At 58.9% G+C, this 6,850-nt stretch carries 7 protein-coding genes; 2 read left to right on the top strand and 5 right to left on the bottom strand.

Translation table 11 applies throughout. The features are described from left to right. Nucleotides 1-40 precede the first annotated feature (40 nt). Entirely contained in the window at nt 41-592 is a 552-nt protein-coding gene (locus GPT33_RS15955; RefSeq protein ID WP_296810787.1) for a c-type cytochrome, read from the bottom strand. 264 nt (nt 593-856) lie between these two features. On the opposite strand from GPT33_RS15955, the gene GPT33_RS15950 reads away from it, so the two are divergent. After that, the gene (locus GPT33_RS15950; RefSeq protein WP_296810784.1) at nt 857-1,693 is read left to right on the top strand and encodes a chemotaxis protein CheB; all 837 of its coding nucleotides are present in this window, start codon (nt 857-859) and stop codon (nt 1,691-1,693) included. Between the two features lie 292 nt (nt 1,694-1,985). Here the strand turns inward: GPT33_RS15950 and GPT33_RS15945 are convergent, their stop codons facing one another. From GPT33_RS15945 to GPT33_RS15930, 4 genes are all read right to left on the bottom strand, one after another. Continuing rightward, nucleotides 1,986-2,600, bottom strand: coding sequence for a cytochrome b (locus GPT33_RS15945; protein ID WP_296810781.1), 615 nt, complete (start codon nt 2,598-2,600; stop codon nt 1,986-1,988). 488 nt (nt 2,601-3,088) lie between these two features. Further along, nucleotides 3,089-3,877: a hypothetical protein gene (locus GPT33_RS15940; RefSeq protein ID WP_296810778.1), complete on the bottom strand. Its 789-nt coding sequence runs from the start codon at nt 3,875-3,877 to the stop codon at nt 3,089-3,091. A 127-nt stretch (nt 3,878-4,004) separates the two neighbouring features. Further along, complete coding sequence (locus GPT33_RS15935) at nt 4,005-4,637, bottom strand: hemerythrin domain-containing protein (RefSeq protein WP_296810776.1); 633 nt, start codon at nt 4,635-4,637, stop codon at nt 4,005-4,007. A 314-nt stretch (nt 4,638-4,951) separates the two neighbouring features. Next, nucleotides 4,952-5,749 carry a hypothetical protein gene (locus GPT33_RS15930; RefSeq protein ID WP_296810773.1) on the bottom strand — a complete coding sequence of 266 codons (798 nt, stop codon included), beginning with the start codon at nt 5,747-5,749 and terminating at the stop codon, nt 4,952-4,954. 557 nt (nt 5,750-6,306) lie between these two features. Here GPT33_RS15930 and GPT33_RS15925 point away from each other — a divergent pair. Further along, on the top strand, nt 6,307-6,850 hold a 544-nt coding region (locus GPT33_RS15925; RefSeq protein WP_296810771.1), incomplete at its 3' end, for a BON domain-containing protein.

The raw sequence follows: 6,850 nt of genomic DNA, 5'->3' as shown, positions 1-6,850 counted from the left end.
GCTCAGACGCGCGGCGACGGCCTTCATCAGGCCGAGGGGGTCATTGATCCCCGGTCTTCCATGCTTGGAGCTGGGCTTTGATATAGCTGGCGGGCTGGTTCGCGATGCCGGGAAAGTGAGACCCGATCCCGTTGCCGTCCGGGGCGTGACACTGACTACAGCCCGGTAGTCCACGCCCGGTCCAATCGCCCCAAAGCGCCATATCCACTGCCGCCTTTGTGACCGCATCGTCCAGCGGCTGCGCCGCTGTTACAGGTATCGGCATCGCCGCGTAGTAGGCCGAAACCGCGCCGATCTCATCCTCCGTCAGGTTCATCGACATGGGGACCATGAGGGGATTGTTGCGCTTGCCGGCGCGAAAATCTCCGATCTGCTTGACCATGTAGTCGGGATCCAGGCCCGCAATCCGTGGATAACCGGTGGCGGCCATACCACCGCCATCTGCACCGTGACAGGTCATGCAGGGAGCCACGCCTTTCGCCGTACCCTGTTGGGCGATACTGACGCCAAGATCTCCGGCGGCCGCGGTCGTCGCGGCGAGCGGCGTTACAAATGAGAGAACAAGGGCAATCGCGTAGGAGTTGTTCGTCATTGTCGCGCCATCCTCATTTCGTTGCTTTGGTGCGGGAAATTCCCGGCGAGCTCGCCTATCAGGTAAAGCGCGGGTGCCGCGACCGGTGCGTTTACCCCCGAATTCGCACGCCGACGCGATAGGAGAAAGGGCCCGGAAAGTTCCGTTCAGGGAACTGTGACCCGCGTAGAAACGAGGCGTCGGTGCGCCATCGCACATAAGCGATGAAAATCTCGCGCGTCAGACGGCATGCGCCATCGGTTACCGCCGGTCGTCCTCTAGGCCGTGGCCAACGTTCCGGCTACACTGGCCGCCGGCATTTATCAGTCCTACAAACCGTCGCAGCATTTCTCGATAACGAACATCCTAGATTCCGATTGTCATACGATAAGAGGCATAACGCATGTAGCCGTACGCGCCGCTCACATCAGTGCCCGAACGAGCTTCGACGAGTCGCAGCCTGTACTGATGGATGGCGTTGAATCTGAAACGGTCTGGTCCAATATCCAAAGCTCGGCTACGTATCTGACCTTCTTAATGAAAACCAAGACTTCTGATACTGATTTTCCGATCGTTTGTGTGGGCGGGTCGGCCGGCGGTCTCGATGCCTACACCCGATTACTCCGGCACCTGCCGAGCGACATGGGGGTTGCGATCGTTATCGTGAATCACCTCAGAACCGTCGCCACGCATCTCCACGAGATCCTTCCCAATTACACAACGATGCCTGTTGAGTTGATCTCTGAGCGATTGCTCATTCAGCCGAACCATGTGTTCATCATCCCGGAAAAGCGTGATTTGCATATTTTCGCTGAGGAGTTTCGTCTCAAGCCGATCTCGAAACCGAGGGGATGGCCTGACGTGATCACGGTTTTTCTGCGGTCACTCACCGAGCATTGGAAGGGCAAGCTGATCGCCGTCATCGTTTCCGGCTACGATGGCGATGGAGCTGCCGCACTCTGTGGGATCAAGGACGTGGGGGGAACCACCATCGCTCAGACGCTCGAAACAGCCTTGCAACCAGACATGCCTGAGAGCGCCATGGCAAGCGGTTGTATCGATTTCGTTCTCTCGCCCGAGGAGATCGCCCTGAAAATTACCAGCATTGCCCGCGGAGAATAGAGAAGTCGCGGCGCATCGTGTTACCAGGCATCGCAAGATTCCAGGATCCGACGGCACACCCTTACCCCGACGACCCTCTCGAAGCTCTGCTGCTAAGCCGGGAGCTCAATAGGTCCGTGCGTTATCGGTTTCCGGACGCAGCACCGTCAGACCCTTTGCGGGAATGTCGGGCAGAAACCCTGATCCCCGTAAGGCTCGACTCGGCGGAGCCATTCCCACTGTACACGACGCTGAAGGAGCATCCGTCTCCAGAACCACGGGCTCGGTCTGGTCCAGGGTGGCCAAACCCGAGCTAGGCATCTCTGCCCGATTGCAATTGCTTGCCCCTCTCCTCGGATCCGGAGAGTTCCCTGCCCTCACGATTCGCGAACGGTACCATTCTCTCCATCACGCCGTCTCTGAGCGTCCAGGCATGACGCAAGGCCGCAAAGACATGCATGGCCAGAAGCAAGACGAGCGTCATCGCTCCGAGGATATGCATGCCCCTCAAGGAGTATTGGAGCGTTTCATTTTCGCCGATCACGGCGGGAAGCTGAGCATTAAAGAAAGGAACCGGCTGGCCGTGCGAACTCACGAGAATATAGCCGACGATCGGCATTGCGATGAGCAGCCCATAGAGACCATAGTGCGTGGCATGTGCCAGCGCCTTCTCAGCGGGCGTCAGCGTATCGGGCAGCTTAGGGACGGGGTGTTTCCGACGCCAGTATAGCCTGAAAACCATCAATGCAAGGATTGTCAAGCCTATTCCCGTATGAATCGGTAGAAAGCTTTCCCACTGCGGGTCGTTCGGAGTCATGCGCCAGAGGTTCAATCCGATGATGAGTTGGACCGCAACCGCAAGAACGACAATCCAATGTAGGGTCTGCTGAACAATGCCCCATTGTCCTTCAGTATTTTCAATCTGCATGTCGTCATCTCCTCGTTTCGGTTAAAAGGAGCCCTGGGGGGCATCCGAGTACGCTGTAGTTCCAGCCTGCCTGTTGATCGTAGGCTAACCGCGGAGCACCAACAGGCAGACAAACTTCAATTCGCCGCTCCTCCTTGCATGTCACGAAGTCTTTCTGTTTCAAAACCATCGGCCTGGCCTTGTTCAAGCCGAATCGCCGATACGATTGAATAAAGGATCTTACCCTTCGTTGAGGCATAGGGCCGCGACCGGAACTAACGCATGAAAATTGCGATGAGGATGATGATCGGAATCGGAATTCCGAGAAAGAAAAGAAGCAATGATCGCATGTTGCACTCCAGTAAGGATCATAAAATAGCGCGGCGTTTGCGTGCGGTGAGCGGGCGCTTTTCATTAGACCGTCTACCCGCATTCCCCGTGGCGGTGAACGCCACGGCGCACGATGGCCCGTGTTACGAACAAGGCCCGGAACGTGTAATCACCAATACTTATTCGTCGCGCTGCCGGCCGCCGAAGATGGCCATCACACTGGCGAGGAACGCGCCGGACAGCAGAGAGATGAAAAGCCAGATGGCTGCGGTGGCAGCCGCCTTGCGGGCCTGCTCCGCCATAGCGCGTTCATTCAGATCCGATGCCCCGAGCCGGCTCTGGCTCGGGACAGTCTGATCGGCCATCATCGATTCGGCCGCGGGCGCGGATTCGGCATACGCAGCACCCGCCTTTATCCCATCACTGACGACAGACCCGATCAACGCAGTCAAGAGGGTGGCGGTGACTAGAGCCGAAACTGCCCAAGCGAGAAAACCATGGGCAGTATCGCGGAACCAGACCTCGTCCCTCGACACACCCACCCAGCGGGTGCGCATGCGCCCGGCAATATAGCCGCCCATGCCCGAGGCGGCGATCGTGCTGAAGACCATCCAGCCGATGGTGGTGGCACCGATGGTACCGGCCGTAATATCCGCGTTCAGCCATTGCGGTATGGATGACAGGCCGAGGCCAGCCCCCAGGATCATCAGTATCATCCATAGCGAAGCAGCCGTAGCCGCGCCCGCGAGGACGGCACCCCAGGCCACGGCGCTGAGATTGGATTGCTCCTGGTCAACGCGCTTATCGGCGATGAGCGGGGCGTTCTGGATGTCGTTATTGGGAATCGTCTGGACATAAGACATGATGTTCAACCTTTGAGTGGTGGAGTTGAAGAATGCGCCAATGGAGACGTCGATTCGTAGGCGCGAAAGCAGGCAAGGTGCATCAGGTAATGGTGACGTCGACATGGAATGTATCGAGCCCCGATTAAGGGACTTAGAGTCGTTGATTTCATCAACATCTGCCGGCAACCGCCGGCAGGTGTGCCGTCCTAGTCGCCGGAGCGCGACTTAAGATAACGTAAGATAACGACAGTTACGCTCTGCGCGAGCGTTCCGCGACAAGCTCCTCTTTGCGTGACGCGATTTGGGCGCCAAGCTCCATCATGTCCAGCTTCGAGGCTGTCGCCCTGGGAAACATCTCGTTCTGCTCTTCCTTGACGTGATTTTTCACATATTCTGACAGCACTTTTATCTTCGCATCGAAGGTCTCGCCATCCGGCTCCACGCCCTCCACTTCCGCGATCAAATCCTTGAGCGTGGCGTGCTCGACAATCGCCTCCGGCACCAGTTCCTTATCCTTGAGGGCGGCCTTCACGGCTGGATAGAAGATTTCCTCTTCGATCTGCGCATGAATCGTAAGATCAGCGCAGATCTGTGACACCAGGCTCTTCTTCTTGGACTTGACGTTTGTCTTCTCATACTTGTCAAAAAGATCACTCACGACCTTGTGGTCACGACGCAATAGGGCCGTAGCTTCCTGAGCCTTGGGCGTACTCGTCGACTTCGCGGATTTCTTCTTATCACCGGCATCGGCCTTGTTCTTGCCTGCGTGCTTCTGGGTCGTGCCTTCTTTATCCATTGCCTTGTTGTCGGCGACCTTACCGGCGACTTCCTTTACCTTGCCTTTGGTTTCTTCGATGTGGCCTTTCACTTTTTCTTTATTCATGAGTCTCTCCAGTTACGGTGGTGTGTCGTTACCTGAACATGGAACGATACATTCCATGTCATAGAACGCACCTTACACCTGAGGAGGAGCCCGCTCGGTGCGGAGGCACACATAGTCTTTATTTATTTATGGACCGTTGCGCTATTGCGCCTTGTCGTTTGCTCGCATGATGCGCGGCATCGGCGAGAACATGAACCGGCCATGACAGTGGGCGGAGGCGGGGAGAACTTGAGCAGGGCCATTACACGTGACAGAGGGCGAAGCATTACTGCTGGACAAGGCGTTTCCTGAGCAGCCGGTGCGGCAGCGGGAGCTCAGCGTTCACTATCTACGAGGTTTTCGGTTACGTTGCACCCAAGGGACCGGCTTTGACGGCTTCGACTTGCGCGTGCGTCGCGTCGCCAGCTGTCGAAGAGGGCCCGATAGCCGGCGAACCCGATCTTGGCGGTGCGCTTGGACACGCTCCACTCCATCGTGATGTCCTTCGGGTGGTTTCGCATCAAATGGCGTCCGACGAGCTCGGAGACGTGGCGGGCGGCGTCGAAATCCAGCGTGCGCCGAGTCGGCACGAAGACATGCAGACCGGTTTTGCCGGAGATCTTGACGATGGAGTCGAGGGACATGCCGAGCAGGAGCTCGCGCAACCAAAACGCGACCTCCTTGCCCTTCTCGAAGGCGACGGTGTTGAGCTCCTGCGCGGCGCCCTGAGCCTCTTTTCCGGAATAGATGTACGGATCGATGTCGAAAATCACGTGGTCCGGATAGTTGAGCACCGACGCCTCCATCGCGGCGAGCGAGCTTGCATAGTCGATGCTCGTGCTCGTGGCGTCGGGACCCGGCTTCGCGCGCGAGTGCCAGACGTGGAATTCGAGCGTGCCCGACTGCGCGAGCCACAGCAGCGTCGGCAGGTTGTTGCAGACGATGTAGTTGTGACGCTCGTCCTTGTGCCCCGAGAAGACGGTGATCGTCTCGACGAAGTCGGGGCGTTCCTGCTCCCAGTGTTTCTGGAAGAAACGCTGGCCGAGTATTCCCTCCGGCATCCGGATCATGGTGAGCGGACGGTCTGCGAGGTGCGGCAGGATGCAGGGCAACACCTGCGCGAAGTAGCGCACCAGGGGTCCCGCTTGGTGAGCGTCGGCTGCCGGAGCGCCGCGTCGGCGGGTCAGTACACGCAATCGGGGTTGGTGAGCCGGATGCGATGCGGGCCGACCGCGAGCGTAAAGGTCGCTTTCCCGGTGTCGAGCTGCTGCATGATGGCGTCGACCTCGGTGCTACCGGCCCGCGGCGCGACACTCGCAGGCGGCTCCGATCCGAATAGGGTGAACCTCGCAGATCCACGCCGGCGAAGTGCAGGAGATCGAAGCAGTAGAAGAAATGTAGATGAAATAGCGACCCATTCGCGCGTGACCGTCCCCGTGGTCAGCCACAGCCAGGCACGGAAGAAATGGTCGGTACGGTGTCGCACATTACGGGATACCCTGAAGTCAGACGCGAGTCGGGTGCCGCCGAGCTCCCCCGCTATCGGCCCGCAACTGCCGGTGTCGAATGCGTTCGTGGCTGGGCGAATGTGCGGTAACGTACCGAACATCCCGAAGAGCCGGTCTACAGTCATGACAAGTTGATCGGCCACTCCGTCAACAGTGCCGAGGCACCGTCCCGAGGAGCCCGCATGAATGAAACAAGCGCAAGCCTGCGTCACCGGGGCTTGACGACCTCGGCTGATCCGATCGGCGACCGATCAGTCCCGCCCCTGCGGCTGGCGCTGTTGCTTTGCGCGCTCTGCGGTGCACCGAGCGGGACGCTCGGCGCACAGGGACTGCCCGATCCGCGCGACCAACCCGGGAGCACAGTCGGCTCCGCCTTGGAAGAAGACTCACGCGCACCCGCGAAGGTGGACGTCCAGCCGGTCGCGGGCGATGAAGACATCCGCCAGCGTCTCCAGAGCGTCCTGGAGGCCACTGGTTGGTTTATCGATCCACGCGTAAGGGTCGAGGAGGGCGTCGTCTTTCTGACCGGTCAAACCGATACGGACAAATTGAAAAAGTGGGCCGGCGATCTGGCGCGCAACACCCAGGACGTCGTCGCCGTGGTCAATCAGACGGAGGTCATCCTGCCGTCGGTCTGGGACTACCGTCCGGCCCGGGCCGGAGTGCAGGCATTGTGGCGCGACCTGATCCGCTCGCTGCCCTTCGTCGTTTTCGGTTTATTTGTCC

The sequence above is a fragment of the Thiocapsa sp. genome, assembly GCF_011390875.1.
GTDB lineage: Bacteria > Pseudomonadota > Gammaproteobacteria > Chromatiales > Chromatiaceae > Thiocapsa.
This window is presented reverse-complemented; position numbering and strand designations above follow the sequence as displayed.

Excerpts from the sequence above, each read along its gene's own strand:
- GPT33_RS15935 (WP_296810776.1), bottom strand. The coding sequence starts at position 4,637 with ATGAATAAAGAAAAAGTGAAAGGCCACATCGAAGAAACCAAAGGCAAG.
- GPT33_RS15955 (WP_296810787.1), bottom strand. The coding sequence starts at position 592 with ATGACGAACAACTCCTACGCGATTGCCCTTGTTCTCTCATTTGTAACG.
- GPT33_RS15945 (WP_296810781.1), bottom strand. The coding sequence starts at position 2,600 with ATGCAGATTGAAAATACTGAAGGACAATGGGGCATTGTTCAGCAGACC.
- GPT33_RS15940 (WP_296810778.1), bottom strand. The coding sequence starts at position 3,877 with ATGTCGACGTCACCATTACCTGATGCACCTTGCCTGCTTTCGCGCCTA.